Below are 21,145 nucleotides of genomic sequence, written 5' to 3' on the forward strand. Positions count from 1 at the left end.
CCTCGTCACTGGGCTGTCCGAACCGGACTTCGGACTGGAACAGGTCTGCCCGGCCGCCGAGAGACACCCAGCGACCGGGCAGAGAGTCCGGGCTTACTCAATCACGTTCGGATTGCTCTCCGGCGTTCCACCCGTCCATGTCTCCTCGTCCTCAAGGAGGTAGGCCGCACGGTTCCGCCGGTCCTTGCTCTTCTTGTTGGCGCCATGAGTCCCACCAGGCATGAAGCCGCGCTGGCCCGCAGTGCCCTCGCCGCCCTCGGGATCAGCCCCGGCCCGAGCCCGCAGGCCGGTACCGCCGGGGGTGAACTCACCGCCGGCCTCGGGGCTTCGACTTCCGCCGACCTCGCCGCCGGCAGTGGACGTCAGGCCGCGACCACGGCCACTACCGCCGCCCGCGCCCCGCCCGCCCAGACCACCAGCGCCGCCAGGCGCATGGCCGCCCATGCCACCCCCACCCATACCGCCACCGGCAGCGCCGCCACCCGCGCGACCACCGCCGGCGGCCTCGTCGGCTCCAAATGCGTTGGCGCCGAGCTGACTGCGTCCGGTCGTAGCCCCGGGACGGCTGACGCCCCCGGAGATACCGTCCTCACCGGCAACCGTGCCGCCGATCGGCCGGCCGGACGCACCGCCACCGGTGTAACCGCCAGAGCCGTAAGTGCTCTTGCCGGTGATACCACCACCTGTGAAGCCGCCGCCCGCCGGCCCGCTAGCGGGTAGACCCCCACCCGGGTATCCACCGCCGGGGTAGCCGCCGAAGGGACCGCCACCTCCAGGACCGCCACCAGGGCCAACAGGCGTAGGACCACCGCCGGTCGGGCCGGTCACCGGCGGGAGCGTCGGAGTCGACGGACCACTGTCGATCCCCGTGCTCGGGGGCGATACAACAACCGGCGGGGTCGGCACAGTCACAACCGGATGCGGCGTGACGGGGTTCGGGGTCACCGGGCCGGGGCCCGTTCGAACAGGCACTGGCTCGGGGACGACAGGGTCGACACGGCTGGGCGGAGGCGGGGAGCCAGGCGGCACACCGGTCTTTCCGGGAGAGCTCGGCGCCACCCTGCTGCTGCTACCACCAGAGCCGGTGCGGCTGGAGGTGTCGCCGGATCCCGAGCCTCCGAACGAAACGCCCTGCTCGTTACCGAGCCCCTTCGGCTGCGGCCCCATCACCGAAACCGGCGTCGGCGGGAACAACGGCGGCGTCGCCGCGTTGATCAGCGTCGTCGACTGGTCGTACGACTGCCCCAGGATGATCATCTGGTGGATGGCCTCCTGGTGCGCGTTATCGATGCGCGTCTGCGCGGCCGACGCCTGGAAGGAGGTGACCCAGTTGGGGTTGGCGACCTGCATGCTGTCCGGCATGAGGAGGTTGTCCTGCGAGTTCCGCTTGTTGACCGTCTGGATGTCGGCGGTCGGCAGCGGCGGGATCCCCCCGCTCCCCTTGACCCCTGCCAGGGTGTTCCCGGCGGCCGTGATGTTGGTCCCCGCCGTGGCCGCGTAGTCGCTGAGCAGAAGGGTCGATGTGGAGACCTGGCTCGCCCAGGTCTTGAAGGCGTCGCTGGCCGGCCCGGTCCAGTCCAGGTTCCCCACGTGGGAGTGCAGTTCATCGCTGAGCGACTTCAGCGTCGCGGCAGCCTCGGTGAGCGCCGCGCCGCGCCCGGTCATCACCGTGGGCTGGGCGTTCTGCACCATGGCCAGGAGCTGCTCGTGGCTCATGGCTTCGAAGTTGGTGCAACCCGAGAAGTCGTTCTCCGGTTCCTGGGCCATCATCCGCTCCCCGTGTCGATTACGTACACCTGCGCACTCATCCGACGCCGGTCCCGGTCCCGCTCGTGCTGCCGCTCGTACTCGTAGCCGTGCTCGTGCTCGTGGTGGTCGAGGCCGGGGTGGCGTCGGTGGTCACCGAGGTGTCGGTCGTGGTCACGTCCGTGCTCACGGGAGCCACCAGGCGGCTCGGGCCGATCGGGGTCTTGTACTGGGCGTCGGTCTGCGCCTGGATCTTCCAGAGCGCCACGCGGTGCGCGTCGTCGACGTTCTGGTAGCCCTTGTTCGAGATGTCGATGGCGATGCTCATCGCCTCGATCTGGTTGGCGAGCGTCTGCGACAGCGTCTCCAGGTTGGCGTGGACGATGTCGTAGGCGCCCAGCAGCGCCGTCGACTCGCCAAAGCCGGTGCCGAGATGCGCGGCCGTCAACTGCTGCTGGGAGATCTTGGGATGGGACGCCTCGGACCCGTCCAAGGTCTGCAGCATCGCGTCGACCTTCCCCTTGAACACGGTCAGCGTCTCGACCTCGACGCTCAGGGCTTGGGCGTTCTTCGCCGCCTCGGCCCGGTAATACGCCACGCTTGCGACGGGACCACCGGCATCGGCAATCATCATCTCCACGGCAATACACCTCCCCCGTGCACAGGCGGCTCTCACCCCCGTGCCGTCACACGTCATCACCTACGAAGCCTACGAAGTCCCGCGTACTCGCACTGCGGACAGCTGCCCGACCGGCCCGGAGGCCGGGCAGGAACCGCCATGGCCATCTTAGCGACCATCCCTGTCGGAACGGCAGGGGCCTTGCTGCGTAAGCGCGTTATCGGTACGGACTTGTCACGCACCCCCAGGGGTGAGGGGATTCCCTGGCAGGTGTGACAGGTTGGGGGAGCCCCGTAGCGCCCCACCGCACCCGACAGGACCGACCGACGTGGCGAGCACACCCGCCGATCCGGAACCCGTACCCTCACCCCCTCCATCCACCACCACCCCCACCAGCACCCCCACCACCACCCCCACCCCCGCCTGGTGGGCCAGGGCAGCCAAGCCCGCCCGTCCCGGACTGCCGGGGACGCTCATGCTCCGGGCGGCGCTCGGGATGGGGGTGCCGCTCTTCGCGGGGCTGGCGACCGGGCAGCTCGGACTGGGGGTGTTCGCGGGGCTCGGTGCGATGCACGCGACCCTGAACGACCGGGTGGAACCGGGCCGGCTCCGACGGGTCAGGATCGGCGGCGCGCTGGCGGCCTCCAGCGTCGGCATGGTGATCGGCGGGGCCCTGCAGCGGTACCAGGTCGGCACGCTGTGGGCGGCCCTGGCACTGATCGTGGTGGGCTTCGTCTCCGGCGCGCTCAGCGCGACCGGGCCGCGCGGGTCGGCGGCCGGCATGCTGCTCCTCGTGTCGGCCTCGCTGGGCGGCGGGATGCACCTCGCCGACCCGTGGTGGGTGGCCGGGCCGATGATGCTGGCGGGCGCCGCCCTGGTGGTCGTCCTGGGCCTGCCGTACCGCTGGCGGCGGCCGCAGGCGGATCCGCGCAACCGGGCACTGGCGACGGTCTACGACGCGCTCGGCGACCTGCTGCTCGCGCTGGGCACCGCGCGGGGCCCGCCGCCCGACGGGTGCTGACGGCGCGGCTGAACCAGATGCAGGACCTGCTGCCGCACGCCCGACCGACCGCGCGCCCCGAGTCGCCGCAGGTCCAGCGGCTGCGCCGGGCGTACGAGGCGGCACTCGCCGCCACCGAGACGGCCAGCGGACTGCTCTGGGCCCAGCGCCCGGTGCCGCCGCAGGTCGCGGCGGTCCCGGGCACCCTGGCCCGCGCCTTGGACGGAACGGCGGCGGGTCCCCCACAGGTCCCCGACTGGCAGCCCGCCACCCCGGCGCTGCGCGCACTGGACGCCGCCCTGCGCACCGCCGCCGACGCGGTCGCCGGACGTCCGGCGCACCCCACCGCCGCCGTCCGGACCGCCTCCGCGCCCCCGCCGGACCCGTGGCGGCTGCGCGCCCGGCTGCTGTCCCACGGGTCGGTGCGCTACGGACTGCGGGTGGCGCTCTGCATCGCGGTCGCCGAGGCGGTCACCGCGGGGCTGCCGCTGAACCGGAGTTACTGGGTGCCGATGACGGTCGCCTTCGTCCTCAAGCCGGATCTCGGCTCGGTCTTCCTGCGCGCCGTCAGCCGTGCGCTCGGCACGCTCCTCGGTGTGGCGCTGACGGCCGCCGTGCTCTCGCTCAGCACCGACAAGTGGCTGCTGGCCACGATCGCCGCGCTCTGCGTGGCGCTGCTGCCGTACGTGGCGGCCGCGCACTACGGGCTGACCACCGCGGTGATGACCCCGATGGCCCTGATCCTGGTGCAGTTGGGCGGGCAGAGCGGGGCGGCGGAGTTCTGGCCAAGGGTGCTGGACACCGTGCTGGCCAGCGTGATCGTGCTGGTCTTCGGGTACCTGCTCTGGCCCGAGCGGCCGCCGCACCGGATCGAGCCACGGATCGTGGCGGCGGCCACCGCGGTGCGCGCCTACCTGGGTTCGGTGGTCCGCCAGCAACACCAGCGACAGGACCAGCAGCAGGCCCAGATCTGGCTCCGCCGGACCGCCTACCGCTCGCTGGCGGACGCCCGCCAGGAGGTGCAGCAGGGGCTCACCGAGCCGCCCCCGGCCGGGCGCCAGGCGGAGGCGTGGCTCCCGGCCACCACCGCGCTGGAACGGCTCAGCGGCGCGGTGGCGGCTTACTCCGCACAGCTGCGGTACGGCGGCCGGGAGGCCGAACCGGCCGAGGTGGAGCGGGTGTTGGCCGCTCTGGAACGGCTGGTCACGGCCGCCCGCGCACACCGTCCGCCGGCCGGCCACACCCAGCGGCCGACCGGACCGCACGACCCCGCCCGCAGCGCACTCGCCCAGGCGGCCACCGAATTGGAGCAACTCCTCACGGAGTAAGCCCGGCAAACGCGAGCGGTCCCGCTCAGACGTCCTCGGCCAGCTCCATCCAGGCGAGCTCCAGCTCCTCCTTCTCCTCCTTGACCTTGCGCAGCTTGCCGTCCAGCTCCGCGACCTTGGCGAAGTCCGAGGCGTGCTCCGCGAGTTGGTCGTGCAGCTTGCGCTCCTGCTGGTCGATCTTGACGATCTGACGCTCGATCCGCTGGAGCTCCTTCTTCGCCGCCCGGGTGTCCCCGACCGGCTTGGCGGCAGCCACGGGAGAGGCCGGCGCGGCAGCGGCGGCGATCTTCGCGCGGCGCTCCAGGTACTCGTCGACGCCCTTCGGCAGCATCCGCATCCGGCCGTCGCCGAGCAGCGCCTGCACGGTGTCGGTGGTCCGCTCGATGAAGAACCGGTCGTGGCTGATCACGATCATCGAGCCGGGCCAGCCGTCGAGCAGGTCTTCCAGCTGGTTGAGGGTCTCGATGTCCAGGTCGTTGGTGGGCTCGTCGAGGAAGAGCACGTTCGGCTCGTCCATCAGCAGGCGCAGCAGCTGGAGTCGGCGGCGCTCACCACCGGAGAGGTCGCCGACCGGCGTCCACTGCTTCTCCTTGGTGAAGCCGAACTGCTCGCAGAGCTGACCGGCACTCATCTCCCGGCCCTTGCCGAGATCGACCCGGCCGCGGACCTGCTCGACGGCCTGCAACACCCGGACGGAGGGGTCGAGTTCGGCGATCTCCTGGGAGAGGTAGGCGAGCCGCACGGTCTTGCCGACCTTGATCACGCCGGACGCGGGCTGCACATCGCCCTGCGAGTTGTACGCGGCCTGCATGGCCCGCAGCAGCGAGGTCTTGCCGGCGCCGTTGACACCCAGCAGGCCGATCCGGTCACCGGGGCCGAGGTTCCAGGTCAGCTGCTCCAGCAGGAGCTTGGGGCCGGCCTTGACGGTGACGTCCTCCAGCTCGAAGACCGTGCGGCCGAGCCGGGCGTTGGCGAACTTCATCAGCTCGCTCTTGTCGCGCGGCTCGGGGACGTCGGCGATCAGCGCATTGGCCGCCTCGATCCGGTAGCGCGGCTTCGCGGTACGGGCGGGGGCGCCGCGGCGCAGCCAGGCGAGCTCCTTGCGCGCCAGGTTCTGCCGCTTGCTCTCCTCGGTCGCCTCGATCCGCGAGCGCTCGGCCCGGGCGAAGACGTAGTCGGAGTAGCCGCCCTCGTACTCGCGGACCTCGCCGCGCTGGACGTCCCACATCCGGGTGCAGACCTGGTCCAGGAACCACCGGTCGTGGGTGACGCAGACGAGCGCGGAGCGGCGGTTCTGCAAGTGCTGGGCCAGCCAGGCGATGCCCTCGACGTCGAGGTGGTTGGTGGGCTCGTCCAGGACGATCAGGTCGTGCTCACCGAGCAGCAGCTTGGCCAGCGCGATCCGGCGGCGCTCACCGCCGGAGAGCGGGCCGATCACGGTGTCCAGGCCCTCGGCGAAGCCGGGCAGGTCGAGGCCTCCGAACAGGCCCTGGATGATGTCGCGGATCCGGGCGTCGCCCAACCACTGGTGGTCGGCGCGGTCGGCGATCACCTCGTGCCGGATGGTGGCCTTGGGGTCGAGCGAGTCGTGCTGGGTGAGGACGGCGAGCTGCATGCCGCCGGAGTGGGTGATCCGACCGCCGTCGGGCTCCTCCAGCAGGGCGAGCATCCGGATCAGGGTGGTCTTGCCGTCGCCGTTGCGGCCGACGACGCCGATCCGGTCGCCTTCGCTGACGCCGAGGGTGACCCCGTCGAGAAGGGCCCGGGTGCCGTAGACCTTCGTCACGGATTCGATGGTGGCGAGGTTCACGGCCACGTGCGCTGCGCTCCTGGGATCGGTGGACTGGATCTCTCAAGAGTAGTCGGCGCCGATGAACTCCCCGCCCGCACAGCCCTCCGCACCCGCACCAGCCCTCCGCACCCGCACCCCGGGCTCCTCAGCCCTCCGCCGGCACCTCCGCCAGAACCCCCGCGCCGGCGACCGGCCCGTAGGTGCTGTGCGCGGCCCGGCAGGTCCCGGAGGCCCGCAGCGCGCTCGCGACGGCCTCGGCGGCCTCCGCGTCCTTGGCCAGGAACGCGCAGGTCGGCCCGGACCCGGAGACCAGCACCCCCAGCGCCCCGGCATCGGCGCCGACCCGCAGGGTGGCCGCCAGCGCCGGGCGCAGCGAGAGCGCGGCAGCCTGCAGGTCGTTGCCGAGCGCGGCGGCCAGCGCGACGGCGTCGCCGGTGGCCAGCGCGGCCAGCAGCGCCGGGTCCGCCTCGGGCGCGGGGACGTCGGTGTCGGCGGAGCCCGTCCCGGCCTCGTCGCGCAGGCGGTCGCACTCGTGGAAGACGGCGGGCGTGGAGAGGCCGCCGTCGGCGACGGCGAAGACCCAGTGGAAGGTCCCGGCGACCGGTACGGGAGTGAGCAGCTCGCCCCGGCCGCGGCCCAGGGCGACGCCGCCGACCAGCGCGAACGGCACGTCCGAGCCGAGTTCCGCCGCGATCTCCAGCAGCACCGCCCGCGGCGTGCCGAGTCCCCAGAGCGCGTCGCAGGCCACCAGCGCGGCGGCGCCGTCGGCACTGCCGCCGGCCATCCCGCCGGCCACCGGGATCTCCTTGGCGATGTGCAGCCGGACGTCGGCCGCGATGCCGTGGTGGGCGGCCAGCAGGTGAGCGGCCCGGGCGGCGAGGTTGCTGTCGTCCAGCGGGACGAGGGCGGCGTCCGGACCGGCGCAGGTCAGCGTCACACCGCTGCCGGACGGCCCGGGCGCGGCGGTCACCACATCACCCAGGGCGACCGCGAAGAAGACGTTGGCGAGCTCGTGGAACCCGTCCGCCCGGCGGCCGCCGACCGCGAGCTGCACGTTGACCTTGGCGGGAACCCGGACCGTGACCGCCGGACGAGGAGTACTCACAGCACCGGCGCCTTCGGCTTGTGTTCGGCGATCGCGGCGAACTGCTCCACGGTGAGCATCTCGCCGCGCAGCTTGTGGTCGATCCCGGCGTCCGCGAGGGCCTGCTCGGCGGCGGCCGGCGAACCGGCCCAGCCGGACAGCGCCGCGCGCAGCGTCTTGCGGCGCTGGGCGAAGGCGGCGTCCACGACGGCGAAGACCTCGCGCCGGGTGGCCGTGGTGACCGGCGGATCGCGGCGGACCAGCGACACCAGGCCCGAGTCGACGTTCGGTGCGGGCCAGAAGACGTTGCGGCCGATCGCCCCGGCGCGCTTGACCTCCGCGTACCAGTTGGCCTTGACCGACGGCACGCCGTAGACCTTGTTGCCCGGCTTGGCGGCGAGGCGGTCGGCCACCTCGGACTGCACCATCACCAGCGAGCGCTCGATGGTGGGGAAGGTCGCCAGCATGTGCAGCAGCACCGGGACGGCGACGTTGTAGGGCAGGTTGGCGACCAGCGCGGTCGGCGCGGGGCCGGGCAGCTCGGTCACCTCCATGGCGTCGCTCAGGACCAGGTCGAAGTCCTTGGCGCGCGCTGGCAGCCGGGAGGCGATGGTGGTCGGCAGGTGCTGGGCGAGCAGCGCGTCGATCTCCACGGCGGTGACATGCGCGGCGACGTCCAGCAGCGCCAGGGTCAGCGAGCCGAGCCCGGGGCCGACCTCGACCACGGCGTCCTCGGCGGTCACCTCGGCGGCGCGGACGATACGACGGACCGTGTTGCCGTCGATCACGAAGTTCTGACCGCGCTGCTTGGTCGGCCGGACCCCGAGGGCCGCGGCCAGCTCCCGGATGTCGGAGGCGCCGAGGAGGACGGTGTCGGCTGCGGGGGCGGGATCGGTGGTGCTCACCGGGTAAGGATACGGGCGCGGGGCGATCAGACCTGCCCGTAGCCGAAGGCGCGCGCGGTGTTGGCGGCGACGGCGGTGGCGAGCTCGTCCTCGCCCAGTCCCAGCGACAGCGCCATCGCACGCAGGGTGACCGGGATCAGGTACGGGGCGTTGGGGCGGCCGCGGTAGGGGTGCGGGGTGAGGAACGGCGCGTCGGTCTCGACCAGCACCCGGTCGAGCGGGGTGACGGCCAGCGCGTCGCGCAGCGGCTGGTTGGCCTTGAAGGTGACCGGCCCGGCGAAGGAGAGGTACCAGCCGTGCTCGGCGCAGGTCTTGGCCATCTCGGCGTCGCCGGAGTAGCAGTGGAAGACGGTGCGCTCGGGGGCGCCCTCGGCCAGCAGCAGCGCGATGACGTCCTCGTGGGCGTCCCGGTCGTGGATCACCAGGGCCTTGCCGTGCCGCTTGGCGATCTCGATGTGCCGGCGGAAGGACTCCTTCTGGATGTCCACGCCCTCCGGGCCGGTGCGGAAGTAGTCGAGGCCGGTCTCACCGACCGCGCGGACCTGCGGCAGCGCGGCGAGCCGGTCGATCTCGGCCAGCGCCTCGTCCAGCGCCGACGACCCGCCGGGGGTGCGGCGCTGACCGGACCAGCCGTCGCCGTCGCCCAGCACCAGCCGCGGCGCCTCGTTGGGGTGCAGCGCGACGGCCGCGTGCACCTGCTCGTACTCGGCGGCCAGCTCGGCGGCCCAGCGCGAGCTGGGCAGGTCACAGCCGACCTGGACGACGGTGTCGACACCCACCGAGGCCGCCTTGGCCAGGCTCTCGGCCGGTGTGCCGGACTGCATGTCCAGGTGGGTGTGCGAGTCGGCCACCGCCACCGCGAGCGGTGCGGGCAGCGGGGGCGGGGTGGTGCGGTCGACGTCCTTGGCAGCCATGGTCACCCAGCCTAAACGTCCCGTCGCCGCCCTCGGACCGCGACCGCGGTGCGAGGGCGGCGACGGGGAGCGCTACGGCTTGGGCAGCCAGAACTGGTACCAGTGCCCGCGCATCGCGGGCGGTGCCTGGTCGGTGAGTGCGGCCGGTTCGCCGTGGGAGGCGTAGCCGGGGGCGTGGTGCGAGGAGTCCGCGACCGAGGCGACCCGGCCGGCCCGCATGATCCGCACGGTGTGACCGCCACAGCCCGGGCAGGTCGGCTGGAGCAGCGGCGAGGGCACCCGGACGCCGTTGGCGTGGTACTGGATCACCGTGTGGCCGTCGCTCGCCCGGTGGTGCTCGATGTCGTACGCCTGCTCCCAGCCGTAGCCACAGCTGAGACAGGCGAAGGAGTAGGCCTCCTGGACCATCTCGACCCCCGGTCGCGACCGTTCGGCCATGGCGGCCATGGTCGGCCTGGCGGCGGTCGGGCCGGGTCCAGGACGGGGGGCACGGTCCGGATCCGTGGCCGGCTTGACGCCGGTCAGCGGGCTGCCGCCCAGAGGGCTACCGATTGTCTCGCTCATCGCGGTCTCCCAGCGCCCGCCGGACGTTCGTCCGGTGCGGGTCTTTCCATCCGATGGAATGCCCAGGCGGTGTCCGGCGATGCCCGGCTTGCCGAGACTTGGCCCGGTGTTGGGGATTCCTGTACGAAGACCCCTCGAAACCGCAGCTCAGCAGGGGTTTACGGGGGCTTCGCTTTACCTTGTCGCAGGGCCGCGCGGCGCACGTCGCTGCGGGTCGGCACCGGCGTACGCGGGGCGGCGTCTCCCTCCCACCGTACGCGCGTCCCTCGCCGGAGGCACCGTCTCAGCCGGCGCTCTTCGCAGGACCACCCTTGGCCGGACCGGTCTTCGCCGCCACCACCGCGTCGAAGACCTCGCGCTTGGGCAGCCCCAGGTCCGCCGCGACCGCCGCGATGGCCTCCTTGCGGCTCTCCCCCGCCTCCTCCCGCACCGCGACCCGGCGGGCCAGCTCGGCGGGGCCCAGCTCCTGCGGAGCGGCCGGCGGGGCGCCGGCCACCACCACGGTGATCTCGCCGCGCACACCGTCGGCGGCCCAGACCGCCAGCTCGCCGATCGGGCCGCGCTTGATCTCCTCGTAGGTCTTGGTCAGCTCCCGGCAGACGGCGGCGGGGCGGTCGGCGCCGAACGCCTCGGCCATCGCGCCGAGCGCCTCGGCGATCCGGTGCGGGGCCTCGAAGAAGACCATGGTGCGCGGCTCGGCGGCGACCTCGGCGAGTTGCCGGGCGCGGTCGCCGGCCTTGCGCGGCAGGAAGCCCTCGAAGGTGAAGCGGTCCACCGGCAGCCCGGACAGGGCCAGCGCGGTGAGCACCGCCGACGGGCCGGGCACCGCGGTGACCTTGATGTCGGCGGCGACGGCGGCCGCCACCAGCCGGTAGCCGGGGTCGGAGACCGAGGGCATCCCGGCGTCCGTCACCAGCAGCACCCGGGCTCCGCCGGTGAGCGCCTCGACCAGTTCGGGGGTGCGGCCGACCTCGTTGCCCTCGAAGTAGGAGAGCACCCGGCCGCTGGGGGTGACCCCGAGCGCCTGGGTGAGTCGGCGCAGCCGTCGGGTGTCCTCGGCCGCGATCACGTCCGCCGAGCCGAGCTCGGCGATCAGTCGGGGCGGGGCGTCCGAGACGTCGCCGATGGGAGTTCCTGCCAACACCAGTACACCTGTCACCCGGACATCCTCGCAGGGGCCGGGGCGAGTCCTGGCATTCCCGCCGGGCGCGCGGCGCGCTGCCGGGCTCGCCCGGCGACGCGATGCCGGGACCCGCCAGGAGAAAGGTGGCGAACCGGGCAGCTTCCCGGGGCGGGCTTCTGCTTTCAGGACCCGCCCCTACGATGTGCGGGTGAGCGGCGAGACGGCAGCAGAGACAGCGGTGGTGGAGACCAATCCGACCACGGCGGCATCCGGCGTGCCGGTGCCGCGACCGGACGGCGTGTCAGAGCCCGCCGGAGGACCGGCGGCGCAGGCGGCCGACGGGCCCGTGCGCCCGGGCTGGGCCGGGCGACTGGCCGGCGTCGGCTACCGCGCCCCCGAGCGGGCCTCGTTCGCCGAGCGGCTGGTGCCCGCGATGCCGGACGGCCCGGGGGTGACGCCCGCTGTCGTGGCGCCCTCGCTGCTGCTGGCCCGGTTCGGCGTGCGGCTGCCCGCCGGGCTGTGGAACTGGCTCTGCCGCTGGGCGGGCTGGCTGGGCCCGCTGGCGGTGGCGCTGTTCGGCGGCGTGCTGCGCTTCACCAACCTGGGCAGCCCCCACGCGATCATCTTCGACGAGACGTACTACGCCAAGGACGCCTACGCGCTCTGGCAGGGCGGCTACGAGACCAACTGGCCCGAGACCGCCAACTCCCAGCTGCTGACGCCGCATCAGCCGATCCCGTACCAGAGCGACCCGTCCTTCATCGTCCATCCGCCGGTCGGCAAGTGGATCATCGGGCTGGGTGAGCAGTTCTTCGGGCTGCACCCGTTCGGCTGGCGGTTCATGGTCGCCGTCCTCGGGACCCTGTCGATCCTGATGATCGCCCGGATCGGCCGTCGGCTGTTCCGCTCCACGCTGCTCGGCTGCGTGGCCGGACTGCTGCTCTCGGTGGACGGCCTGCACTTCGTGATGAGCAGGACCTCGCTGCTCGACCTGATCGTCATGTTCTGGATCCTGGCCGCTTTCGGCTTCCTGCTGATCGACCGCGACCACACCCGGGCGAAGATCGCCCGCTTGCTCCCGGACGGCCCCGACGCCCTGCGCGCCCACCGGATGCGGCTCGGCTGGCGGCCGTACCGGCTGGCCGCCGGGGTCTGCGTGGGCCTGGCCTGCTCCACCAAGTGGAGCGGGATGTACGTGGCGGCCTTCTTCGGCCTGCTGACCGTCTTCTGGGACGCGGGGGCCCGGCGGCTGGCCGGCGCCCGGCGCCCGCACTGGACGGCGACCCTGCGCGACGGCCTGCCGGCCTTCGCCTCGATCGTGGTCGCCTCGGTGGTCGTCTACATCTCCTCCTGGGCCGGCTGGCTGGCCAGCAGCGACGTGCCCGGCAAGGGCGGCTACGGCAGGGACTGGGCGGCTCACCGGGCCGGGCTCTCACCGGAGTTCGTCTCGCTGCCGGTGCTCGGCAAGGTCAAGATGCCGTTCCAGGTGGACATGACCTGGGTACCGGCCGCGCTGCGCTCGCTCTGGCACTACCACGGCCAGATGTACGACTTCAATATCAACCTGCACAGCCCGCACATCTACCAGTCCAACCCGTGGAGTTGGCTGCTGCTCGGCCGGCCGGTCTCCTTCTACTACGAGTCGCCCAAGCTCGGGATCAGCGGCTGCAAGGCCAACCAGTGCGCCGCGGAGGTGCTGGCGATCGGCACCCCGATCCTCTGGTGGGCCGGCCTCGTCGCGCTGCTCTACTGCCTCTACCGGTGGGCGCTGCGGCGTGACTGGCGGGCGGGCGCGGTGCTCTGCGGGCTCGGCGCCGGCTACCTGCCCTGGTTCGAGTACCAGCAGCGGACCATCTTCCTCTTCTACGCGGTCGCCTTCGTGCCGTTCCTGGTGCTGGCCGTGACCATGCTGATCGGGGCGATGATCGGGCCCGCCACGGCGACCCGGGAACGGCGCACGGCGGGCGGCGTGGCCGCCGGGGCCCTGGTGCTCGCGGTGATGTGGAACTTCCTCTACTTCTTCCCCCTCTACACCGGCCAGACCATCCCCTGGCAGGACTGGAACAACCGGATGTGGTTCACCACCTGGATCTGACGTCGGCCCCCTATCGGACGTGTACCAGCTCTGTCACGAGTGCGTGCCCTTCGACGGGTGCGCGGAATCGCCCGTTTACGCTGGTCTGACGCTCGACCGACCGGCAACCCAGGGGGACCACCACCATGCGCAACGGCGCCAAGACCGCCATCGTCAGTTCCGTACTGGTTGCGATGGTCGGAGCCGGCGGGTACGGGGCGTACAGCCTGGTCGGCACGGACTCCAAGAGCGCCGCCAAGGGCCCCAAGGCCCGCACGGTGGTCGCCGAGGCACCCTCCGCGGACCTCGCAGCCTCCGGCGCGGCCGCCTTCCTGGCCGACTGGGCCAAGGGCGACCTGGCCGGCGCCTCCCAGCTCACGGACGACCCGCAGAACGCGCTGACCGCGCTGACCGCCTTCCAGGACAAGGTCAAGCCGAGCGCGCTGACCCTGGTCGCCGGCGGCCCCGCGACGCCCGCCGCGTTCGCCTCGGCCACCGCCGCGCCGTCCTCCTCCGCCTCCCCCGCGGCGCCCGCGAGCGCCTCCGCCGCCGCCTCCCCCAGCGCCGCCGCCTCGGCCGCCCCGGCCAACCAGGTGCTGCTGAGCTACCGCTCCAAGGCCGAGTTCGCCAACACCACCAACGTCTGGCAGTACACCGGCTACCTGGGCCTGGTGAAGATGAGCGACGGCACGGCCGCCGTGCACTGGGCGCCGACGGTGATCAACCCGCAGCTGGGCCCGGGCGAGACCATCACCACCCAGCCGGTCTTCTCCCCGCCGACCAGCGTGGTCGACCGCAACGGCAAGTCCCTGGCGGCCTTCCCCTCGCTCTCCCAGATCCTGGCGAAGTACCAGCAGGGCACCTCGGTCGGTGACCCGGCCGACGCCGGCACCGGCGTGGTGATCACCGACGACAGCGGCAAGAAGGCGCCCCAGCCGCTCTTCACCATCGCCGCCCCGAAGCCCGGCAAGCCGTTCAAGCTGACCATCGACGCCACCCTGCAGTCCGCGGCCGAACAGGCCGTCAAGGCGCAGTACGCCAAGGGCACCCCGGCCGGGGCGGTCGCCATCGAGCCGAGCACCGGAAACGTGCTGGCCGTCGCCAACGCCCCCGCCACCGGCTTCAACACCGCCTTCCAGGGCAAGAACGCCCCGGGCTCGACGATGAAGGTGATCACCGCCACGGCCCTGCTGGAAGCCGGGCTGGACCCGAACGCCACGATGCCCTGCCCGGCCACCGTGACCACCGGCCAGACGATCAAGAACGACTTCGACGGCGACCACCTGGACTTCACCTTCGCCCACGACTTCGCGATCTCCTGCAACACCGCCTTCATCAAGCAGGCGACCACGTCCCTCAAGTCCGGCACCCTGGCCGCCACCGCGCAGGACGTCTTCGGCATCGGCCCGGCCTGGAAGACCGGCTTCCCCAGCGCCGACGGCGTGGTCCCGCCGGCCGGCCAGAGCAAGGACGAGACGGCCGTCGAGTACATCGGCCAGGGCAACGTGCTGATGAACCCGCTGGCGATGGCCTCGGTCGCGGCGACCGTGCAGAACGGCACCTTCAAGCAGCCGATCCTGGTCCCCGGGCTCCCGCAGGTCGCCGCCGCCCGTCAGCTCAGCCCGGACGTGCTGACCAAGCTGCGAACCCTGATGGCCGGCACCACCCAGGCGAGCCTGGACGGCACCGCGGCCAAGGCGATGGCCGGGCTGAGCGGCGACATCGGCGCCAAGACCGGCACCGCCGAGGTCACCGGCAAGCCCACCAACAGCTGGTTCACCGCGTTCCGCGACAACCTGGCGGTCTCCGTCGAGGTGATCGGCGGCGGCTTCGGCGCCGACGCGGCGGCGCCGGCGGCGGCCGAGGTGCTCAAGATCGGCAACAAGGGCTGACGCCCTGCGGGACCGCCGCCGTCACTGCTTCCCGTAGACGGCGGCGATGTTGTCCTGGGCCGGGTGGGTCTTGCCGGCCGGCCCGGCGGCGAAGGTCCGCAGCAGGGTCTCGGTGACCTTCTGGGTGAGCGCGCCGGCCTTGGCGTCCATCGCGTGGTCGTCGCCGGACGAGCCGTCGCCGGTCGCGTCCAGCGCCTCCACCCAGCGCATGGTCCCGCTGGCGAAGACGCCGGAGCCGCTGGGGGTGGTGTAGTACACGCTGTCGCTGAAGCTCTTGCGGCCCTCGCAGGTGACCGGGGAGTGCGCCAGGATCTCGATCGGCTTGGGCGTGGGCCAGCCGGTGTTCACCCGGTCGTACTCGACGCCCACCAGGTGCGGGAAGCTGTCACCGGCCTGCACGCCGCTGCCCTCGAAGAGCCAGTGACCGGGGTTGGTCACCACGTACGGCGCGTCGACGGGGTAGCCGTCGTAGATCACGCCGAGCAGCGAGCTCTCCGGGTCGGCGCCCGGGGCGACCCGGAAGTCGTTGGTCGGCGGGTGGCCGGCCGTGAAGCCGGGGTCGTCCTTGTAGGAGGTCTTGTAGCAGACCACCGTCCGGTCCGGACCGATCGGCGAGGCCTCGTAGCGGACCCGCCGGAAGCAGCAGTTGGCGCCGAGGATGGCGAGGTTGGTACCGGCGTCGCGGGCGGCGGTGACGTTCGCACGCTGCTCGGGCGACCAGTACTCGTCGTGGCCGAGCGAGATCACGGCGGCGGCGCCGCTCAGCAGCTTCGGGTCGCCGGCCAGGTCGATGTTGGTGGTGTAGGCGAGGGGCAGGCCGAGCCGCTCGGCCAGGGCGATCAGCGGGGTCTCGTAGACCATGAAGAGCCCGGCGCCGCTGTACTCCTCGTACGGACGGTCGAAGGAGGTCACCAGCGAGCGGGTCGGGTAGCCGCCGCTCGGCCCGTTGTAGAGGTTGTAGCCGCCCCAGGTGTTGTACGCCTGCCAGGTGGCGACCGCGTTGACGATGACGGTCTTCCCGGCGGTACTGGCCGAGCGGACGGTGAGCGGGATGTAGCGCTGCCCGGCGTTGCCGTCCGCGTCCAGCCGGAACAGGTAACTGCCCTCGGGCCAGCCCGTGGTGTCGACGGTGGTGGACTTGGGCCAGCTGGTGGAGACCATCCGGGTCTTCTTGTCGACCGTCCCGGCCGGCTGCCTGCTACCCGGCAGCGCGCCGGACTTCCAGACCAGGCGGGCGCGCGCGCCGCCGTACCAGCCCATGCGGTAGGCGGAGACGGTGAAGCCGGGCGCGGTGGTGGAGACGTGCAGGGCGACGCCCTCGCCCGGCAGCACGCTCACCCGGTCGGCCCAGCCCTCGATCGCCCGGTCGGGGCCCGCGTTGGTGATCCGCCAGTCGGGGTTGCCCGGGCGGGCCGCCTCGCCGGTCGGGCTCGCCGACGGCGAGGCGTCGCCCGGGCCGGAGACGTTCTTGTCGGCCGCCGCCGAGGAGGGTGTCCGCGCGCCCGGTCCGCAGGCCGCCAGGCCCGCGCCCGCGGCGGCCGCCCCGGCCAGTCCGAGGAAGCGGCGCCGACCCGGGCGCCTGCCACCGGAGGACTGCTGCTCGGCCATGCTGGGCTCCTCGTCGCTGCTGGGGTCGGGCTCAAGACTTCTTAACCCATCATCACTCAGGACGAGACGGCGACCCCCACGCTCTCGTCCGATGCCTGGGGGTCCGTCGGCGCGCGGCGGCCGGTCCAACTCCGGGCGGCCAGCCGGGGCCAGATCGCCAGCACCGCGGGCAGCGCGAGGTACCCGAAACGGCCCGCCGGGGCGAGCATGAAGGCCACCGTGAGCCCGGCGGCCAGCAGGTCGGCGGCCGCCACGGCCGAGGTCGGCGGACGCAGCACCAGCCGGACCGCAACGGCCGCGCCGCCCAGCACCAGCAGCACGAGTGAGACGGTGTGGCCGACCGGCCCCAGGTCGGCCAGCACCTTGCCGGGCAACGGACTGCCGGCCGGAGTCTGCACGGCGGCCAGGCCCAGCGGAAAGCGGATCACCTGGTCCTTGAGCTCCTGGGCCTGGGTGAACAGGAACGGCAGGACCACGGCCCCGCCCGCCAGCAGGCCGGTCAGCGCGGTGCGCGCGGCCGGCCGCCGACCGTACAGCCGCCAGACCAGCAGGACGGCCACCGGCAGGGCGGGCCAGGCGGTCCACTTCAGGGTGCAGGCGAGCGCCAGCACGAGCCCGGCGGCGATCGTCCGGTCCCGGGCGGCCAGCGCCATGGCCAGGCAGCAGACGCCGATCAGCGGCAGGTCCACCCCGCCGACCGCCAGCGTGAGCGCGATCAGCGGCGACCCGGTGAGCACTCCCAGCGGCATCAGCGGCGAGGAGTCGCGGCCCGGTCTGAGCAGCCGCCAGCTGACGACCAGGCAACCGAGGAAGGTGAGGGCGAACCAGATCCGCGCGTCCCCCAGCACCAGGGCGACCGGGTTGCCCGAGCCGAGCAGGGCTCGGGGCATGCCGAAGAGCGTCATGCTGGGCAGGTACGGGTTGAAGTCGGTGACCCGCACCGGGTGCGCCAGGTACGGACTTCCGGTGTGCAGCAGCAGCCGGGCCGAGCGCTCGACCACCATCACCTCGGACTGGTGACGGCCCTGCGCCGCCAGCACGCCGAGCGGCAGCAGGACGGCGCCGAACAGCGCGATCCCGGCCGCCACCCGTCCGGCGAAGCGTCGCGGCAGCACGCAGGCGGCCAGGCCGGCCAACAGGTAGGCGGGGGCCGCGACCATCCCCCAGAGCTTCTGGTTGGGCAGGTTGGAGACCAACGGGAAGGCCGCCGCCCAACCCGCGGCGATCAGAGCGCCGATCAGGTGAACGAGGCGCCGGTCCGCGAGGCCGGCGGCCCGGGCCGCGAGCCGCTCGATCAGCGGCACCCGCCCCTGCGGACGCTGCCTCTGGTCGGCGCTGTCGTTGGGCCGTTGCCGGGGAATCCCCGCCAACGGGTGCCGCTCGGTCCCGGCCTGCGGCCGGTGGCCTGCCGGGTGCGCCCCGGGATGCCGAACGGACCGTCCGGAGTGCGGCTGCGCGCTGCGCCGCCGGCCGAAGCGGCCGCGACGGCGGGGCGCTCCGGAGGTACGGGTGGTCACCATGGGGGAAGGTTATGGCCGCCGAGTGCCCGCTGTCCTCACACTGCGGGGGCTAGCCAAACGCGGCCGGAAGCAGCTAGGGCCTCCGGCCGCTCCGCAACTGTCAGTGATCTTGGAGCACGGCCTGCATCACCGATTTGGCGATCGGCGCGGCGAGCCCGCCGCCGGTGACGTCGGTGGCGTTACTGTCAGCGATCACCACGGCCACCGCGACCGGCGGGACGGCGGAGGATCCGGCGGGCTTGGCCCACGAGATGAACCACGCGTACGGCGTACCCGAGTTGTCCACCCCGTGCTGCGCGGTACCGGTCTTGCCGCCGACCGTGGCACCGCTGATCCGGGCGTTGCGTCCGGTGCCGTTGTCCACCACGTCGGTCATCAGCTGCTGGACCTGCCCGGCCACCGCCGGGCTCATCGCCTGCTTGTAGGTGCTCGGCTTCATCACCTGGACCGTGGTGCCGTCGGACTTCGTCAGCTTGTCCACAAGCTGTGGATACATCACCGTGCCGTTGTTGGCGACGCCCGCCGCGACCATCGCCATCACCAGCGGGGTCGCCGCGGTGTCGAACTGACCGATCGAGGAGAGCGCGACCTGCGACTGGTTCATCCGGGTGTCGAAGTTGCTCCGGGCGGCCCGGACCGGGATGTCGAGCTTGGCGTCGTTGAAACCGAAGTTCTCGGCCATCGCGGTCATCTTGTCCAGCCCGGTCTGCACGCCCAGGTAGCCCAGCACGCTGTTGCAGGACAGCACCATCGCGGTGTCGAGCGACAGGCCCGACCGGTCGCAGGCGGTGGTGTCGTTGACCAGCGTGGTGGTGGTGCCCGGCAGTACGTACGGCGACGGGGCGCCGGTGGGCGCGTTGATGTCGGTCACCGTCCCGTTCGCCAGCGCGGCCGCCGCGGTGACCACCTTGAACGTCGAACCGGGCGGATAGGTCTGGCGCAGCGCCCGGTTGAGCATCGGCTGGTTGGTGTCGGCCTGCAAGGCGTTCCAGGCGTTCTGGTCGGCGGCGGTGGAGCCGGCGAAGGACCCGGGGTCGTAACTGGGGGTGCTGGCCAGCGCGAGGATCCGGCCGGTGCTCGGCTCGATCGCGGCCACCGCGCCCTTCTGGTTGCCCAGTCCCTGCATCGCGGCCTGCTGGGCCGCCTTGCTGATGGTGGTGTAGACGTCGCCGCCGGGGTTCTGCTTGCGCGAGATCTCGTCCCACAGCGCCCAGCCGGCCAGCCGGTTGTCGGTCCCGGAGAGCAGGCTGTCCTCGGTGCCCTCCAACTGGGTGTTGCCGTAGATCTGCGAGGAGAAGCCGGTCACGGCGGCGAACTGCGAACCGTCGGTGTAGGTCCGCTTGTAGTCGAACCGCCCGCCGGTGGGCGCCGATCCGGTGACCGGCGCGGCGCCGACCAGGATGTTGCCGCGCGGCTGGGCGTAGCGCTCGATCGCGGTGCGCTGGTTGGCCGCGTTGTCGTCGTACGCCTTGGCCTGGAACACCTGGACCCAGGTGGCCTGGCCGGCCAGCGCCAGGATCAGGACCAGGCAGAACATCCCGGCCCGGCGGCCGGTGGTCGAGATGCCGTGGCGTCGCTGGGGGTTGCGGGGCTTGGCCATCAGGTTTCCTCCGGGGCCGACGGGCGGCGGGCGCTGTCGCTCATCCGGACCAGCAGGGCGACGATGATCCAGTTGGTCACCACCGAGGAGCCGCCCTGAGCGATGAACGGCAGCGTCAGCCCGGTCAGCGGAATCAGGTCCAGCACGCCGCCGGCCACCACGAAGACCTGGATGGCGATCAGCGCCGCGAGCCCGATCGCCAGCAGCCTGCCGAACGGGTCCCGCAGCGCGATCCCGGTCCTGACGCCGCGGGAGACCAGCAGGGCGTACAGCAGGAAGAGGGCGACCAGGCCGACCAGGCCGAGCTCCTCGCCGATCGTGGCCAGGATGAAGTCGGACTTCGCGGCGAACCCGATCAGGATCGAGTGGCCGAGCCCCAGGCCGGTGCCGAGGATGCCGCCGGCCGCGAAGGCGAAGAGCGACTGGGCGATCTGGTTGGCCCCCTGACCGGCCGCGATGCTGGCCAACGGGTGCAACCAGTCGACCACCCGGCTGTGCACGTGCGGCGAGAGCCAGCCCACCGTCACGGCGCCCACCGAGGCGAGCAGCAGGCCGATGGTGATCCAGCCACTGCGGGCGGTGGCCACGTACAGCATCACCACGAAGAGGCCGAAGAGCAGCAGCGAGGTGCCGAGGTCGGTCTCCAGCACCAGCACCCCGACGAAGGCGGCCCAGACCAGCAGCACCGGACCGATGACCCGGCCGCGCGGCAGCTGCCAGCGCCAGATCTGCCGGCCCGTCAGCGCGAGCGAGTCGCGGTGCACGGCGAGGTAGGCGGCGAAGAAGACCGCCAGCAGGATCTTGGCGAACTCGCCCGGCTGGAAGGAGAACGGGCCGATCGTGACCCAGATCCGCGAGCCGTACACCGGGGGGAAGAAGATCGGCAGGATCAGCAGCACCAGCGCCGCCAGGGCGCCGATGTAGGCGTAGCGCTGCAGGAGCCGGTGGTCGCGCAGCACCACGATCACAGCCAGGAAGAGCGCCACCCCGAGCGTGGACCAGAGCAGTTGGGTGGGCGCCGCGTGGTTGCTCGGAGTAGCGCGGTCCAGCCGGTAGATGACGACCAGTCCGATCCCGTTCAACAGGATCGCCAGCGGCAGCAGCAGTGGATCCGCGTACCTGGCCTTCCACCGGATCACGCCGTGCGCCACCAGGGCGAGCCCGGCCAGCGCCGCGCCGTAGGAGGCCGCGTCGGACGGCGCCCGGCCGTCGATGTTGACGCCCACCTCGACGTAGCCGAAGACGGCGATCGCGACCGCGGCCAGCACCAGGACCAGTTCGACATTGCGGCCGGACCTGACCTGACCGACCGGCGGACGGCGCGGCGCGGCGGCGACGGCGGAGGGAGTGGCCATGGGCGGGGTGGGCCGTTCTGT

General features: G+C 72.6%; 16 protein-coding genes. 4 read left to right on the forward strand and 12 right to left on the reverse strand.

Annotation, left to right across the window (positions count from 1 at the left end; genetic code table 11):
• Positions 1–93: 93 nt before the first annotated feature.
• Positions 94–1,770, reverse strand: a complete 1,677-nt coding sequence (locus BS80_RS40825) for a hypothetical protein (RefSeq protein ID WP_157536335.1) — start codon at positions 1,768–1,770, stop codon at positions 94–96.
• 34 nt (positions 1,771–1,804) lie between these two features.
• On the reverse strand, positions 1,805–2,344 hold the full coding sequence (locus BS80_RS37795; protein WP_157536337.1) for a hypothetical protein: 540 nt from the start codon (positions 2,342–2,344) through the stop codon (positions 1,805–1,807).
• A 349-nt stretch (positions 2,345–2,693) separates the two neighbouring features.
• Between BS80_RS37795 and BS80_RS37800 the strand changes: the two genes are divergently transcribed.
• Positions 2,694–3,386 carry a hypothetical protein gene (locus BS80_RS37800; protein ID WP_198045551.1) on the forward strand — a complete coding sequence of 231 codons (693 nt, stop codon included), beginning with the start codon at positions 2,694–2,696 and terminating at the stop codon, positions 3,384–3,386.
• A 17-nt stretch (positions 3,387–3,403) separates the two neighbouring features.
• On the forward strand, positions 3,404–4,693 hold the full coding sequence (locus tag BS80_RS17575; protein WP_157536341.1) for an FUSC family protein: 1,290 nt from the start codon (positions 3,404–3,406) through the stop codon (positions 4,691–4,693).
• A 25-nt stretch (positions 4,694–4,718) separates the two neighbouring features.
• Here the strand turns inward: BS80_RS17575 and BS80_RS17580 are convergent, their stop codons facing one another.
• From BS80_RS17580 to rsmI, 6 genes are all read right to left on the reverse strand, one after another.
• The gene (locus BS80_RS17580) at positions 4,719–6,509 is read right to left on the reverse strand and encodes an ABC-F family ATP-binding cassette domain-containing protein (RefSeq protein WP_035798497.1); all 1,791 of its coding nucleotides are present in this window, start codon (positions 6,507–6,509) and stop codon (positions 4,719–4,721) included.
• A 121-nt stretch (positions 6,510–6,630) separates the two neighbouring features.
• Complete coding sequence (locus BS80_RS17585) at positions 6,631–7,590, reverse strand: 4-(cytidine 5'-diphospho)-2-C-methyl-D-erythritol kinase (protein WP_035798499.1); 960 nt, start codon at positions 7,588–7,590, stop codon at positions 6,631–6,633.
• Complete coding sequence (rsmA, locus tag BS80_RS17590; RefSeq protein WP_035798501.1) at positions 7,587–8,474, reverse strand: 16S rRNA (adenine(1518)-N(6)/adenine(1519)-N(6))-dimethyltransferase RsmA; 888 nt, start codon at positions 8,472–8,474, stop codon at positions 7,587–7,589. The genes BS80_RS17585 and rsmA overlap by 4 nt, the downstream gene beginning before the upstream one ends.
• A 26-nt stretch (positions 8,475–8,500) precedes the next feature.
• Positions 8,501–9,388 (reverse strand): TatD family hydrolase, encoded by an 888-nt coding sequence (locus BS80_RS17595; RefSeq protein WP_035801640.1) that lies wholly within the window; start codon positions 9,386–9,388, stop codon positions 8,501–8,503.
• Between the two features lie 72 nt (positions 9,389–9,460).
• On the reverse strand, positions 9,461–9,952 hold the full coding sequence (locus tag BS80_RS43855) for a hypothetical protein (protein WP_157536343.1): 492 nt from the start codon (positions 9,950–9,952) through the stop codon (positions 9,461–9,463).
• Between the two features lie 283 nt (positions 9,953–10,235).
• Entirely contained in the window at positions 10,236–11,111 is an 876-nt protein-coding gene (gene rsmI / locus BS80_RS17605; protein ID WP_083974838.1) for a 16S rRNA (cytidine(1402)-2'-O)-methyltransferase, read from the reverse strand.
• 262 nt (positions 11,112–11,373) lie between these two features.
• Between rsmI and BS80_RS17610 the strand changes: the two genes are divergently transcribed.
• The gene (locus BS80_RS17610; protein ID WP_408607427.1) at positions 11,374–13,170 is read left to right on the forward strand and encodes a dolichyl-phosphate-mannose--protein mannosyltransferase; all 1,797 of its coding nucleotides are present in this window, start codon (positions 11,374–11,376) and stop codon (positions 13,168–13,170) included.
• Positions 13,171–13,295: 125 nt separating this feature from the next.
• Entirely contained in the window at positions 13,296–15,041 is a 1,746-nt protein-coding gene (locus BS80_RS17615) for a penicillin-binding transpeptidase domain-containing protein (protein ID WP_035798505.1), read from the forward strand.
• A gap of 21 nt (positions 15,042–15,062) precedes the next feature.
• Here BS80_RS17615 and BS80_RS17620 read toward each other — a convergent pair whose 3' ends face one another.
• From BS80_RS17620 to BS80_RS17635, 4 genes are all read right to left on the reverse strand, one after another.
• Complete coding sequence (locus BS80_RS17620; RefSeq protein WP_035798507.1) at positions 15,063–16,649, reverse strand: N,N-dimethylformamidase beta subunit family domain-containing protein; 1,587 nt, start codon at positions 16,647–16,649, stop codon at positions 15,063–15,065.
• Positions 16,650–16,705: 56 nt separating this feature from the next.
• Positions 16,706–18,169, reverse strand: coding sequence for a glycosyltransferase family 87 protein (locus BS80_RS17625; RefSeq protein WP_083974842.1), 1,464 nt, complete (start codon positions 18,167–18,169; stop codon positions 16,706–16,708).
• A 100-nt stretch (positions 18,170–18,269) separates the two neighbouring features.
• On the reverse strand, positions 18,270–19,769 hold the full coding sequence (locus BS80_RS17630) for a penicillin-binding transpeptidase domain-containing protein (protein WP_051966736.1): 1,500 nt from the start codon (positions 19,767–19,769) through the stop codon (positions 18,270–18,272).
• Entirely contained in the window at positions 19,769–21,124 is a 1,356-nt protein-coding gene (locus BS80_RS17635) for an FtsW/RodA/SpoVE family cell cycle protein (RefSeq protein WP_035798509.1), read from the reverse strand. The genes BS80_RS17630 and BS80_RS17635 overlap by 1 nt, the downstream gene beginning before the upstream one ends.
• Between the last annotated feature and the right edge of the window lie 21 nt (positions 21,125–21,145).

Origin of the sequence: Kitasatospora mediocidica KCTC 9733 (assembly GCF_000744225.1) — a bacterium.
Lineage (GTDB): Bacteria > Actinomycetota > Actinomycetes > Streptomycetales > Streptomycetaceae > Kitasatospora > Kitasatospora mediocidica.

Coding starts and splice junctions, on each gene's coding strand:
- BS80_RS40825 (WP_157536335.1), bottom strand. CDS start 1,770: ATGATGGCCCAGGAACCGGAGAACGACTTCTCGGGTTGCACCAACTTC.
- BS80_RS17575 (WP_157536341.1), top strand. CDS start 3,404: ATGCAGGACCTGCTGCCGCACGCCCGACCGACCGCGCGCCCCGAGTCG.
- BS80_RS17595 (WP_035801640.1), bottom strand. CDS start 9,388: ATGGCTGCCAAGGACGTCGACCGCACCACCCCGCCCCCGCTGCCCGCA.
- BS80_RS43855 (WP_157536343.1), bottom strand. CDS start 9,952: ATGAGCGAGACAATCGGTAGCCCTCTGGGCGGCAGCCCGCTGACCGGC.
- BS80_RS17615 (WP_035798505.1), top strand. CDS start 13,296: ATGCGCAACGGCGCCAAGACCGCCATCGTCAGTTCCGTACTGGTTGCG.
- BS80_RS17620 (WP_035798507.1), bottom strand. CDS start 16,649: ATGGCCGAGCAGCAGTCCTCCGGTGGCAGGCGCCCGGGTCGGCGCCGC.
- BS80_RS17625 (WP_083974842.1), bottom strand. CDS start 18,169: ATGGTGACCACCCGTACCTCCGGAGCGCCCCGCCGTCGCGGCCGCTTC.
- BS80_RS17630 (WP_051966736.1), bottom strand. CDS start 19,769: ATGGCCAAGCCCCGCAACCCCCAGCGACGCCACGGCATCTCGACCACC.
- BS80_RS17635 (WP_035798509.1), bottom strand. CDS start 21,124: ATGGCCACTCCCTCCGCCGTCGCCGCCGCGCCGCGCCGTCCGCCGGTC.